The organism is Streptomyces sp. DH12 (assembly GCF_020873895.1).
GTDB lineage: Bacteria > Actinomycetota > Actinomycetes > Streptomycetales > Streptomycetaceae > Streptomyces.
Genome location: NZ_JAHWGT010000241.1, coordinates 1 through 752, shown reverse-complemented (window position 1 = coordinate 752; position 752 = coordinate 1). Strand labels below are relative to the sequence as shown.

General features: G+C 73.0%; 1 protein-coding gene. It reads right to left on the bottom strand.

From position 1 onward, the window contains the following. Window positions 1-615, bottom strand: a 615-nt coding sequence (locus tag LPA54_RS33785; RefSeq protein ID WP_228984518.1) for a hypothetical protein, incomplete at its 3' end; no start/stop codon positions are given. Window positions 616-752: the final 137 nt, after the last annotated feature.

The following is a 752-nucleotide window of genomic DNA, read 5'->3' as shown; positions in this document are numbered from 1 at the left end:
CTGCGAGGCGAGCACGGTCGGCATCAGCGGATGGCCGTACGGGATCGGCCCGGCGGGGCGCTCCACGACCTGCACGTTCCCGTCGCGGACGCCGTAGCCGACGCCGATTACCCCGTACAGCGGGGCGCTGCGGGCGAGGAACACCATCGGCTCGGCGGTGAGGTGCGGGCACAGCTCGGCGGCGGTGCGGGCGTGCTTCGGGCACACGGGCGGTTGGTTGGTGAGCACCAACTCGTCGCTCGGGTTTACGGTGTCCGGGCCCGCGAGGAAGATCCAGCCGCGCGAGGTCCGCGCCGGCCCGGCGCACACCTGGCAGCGCAGCATCTGCATGCAGCCGCGCTGACGCAGGGGGTGCATCATCCGCCACTGCGGCCGTCCCGTCGGCCGTCCCTGGTCATCGACCGGACCGAGTCCGCAGCGGGCCCACAGCACACCCCGCAGGTCACGGTCGCGGGGGTCCTCGTCGGCGTAGCTCAGTCGGTAACGGCCCGACCCGAGCGGGGTGAGCCGCAGGTTGTCCGGGGCGGCTTCCTCGCCCTCACGCTGGATGACGAACGGGATCAGGGGCGAGTCGGGGCGCACGGTGGTCTTTCTCGTGGTGCGGGTGGTAGTCACGCGGCCGCCTTGAGGCAGCGGAGGGCGGTGAGCCGGTCGTGGAGTTCGTTGGCGGTCCACCCCAGTCGGCGCAGGTGCGCTGTCGCCGCCCGGCGCTCGCGGGGCCAGGGTTCGGTCTGCAGCGTGCGGGCCTGTAA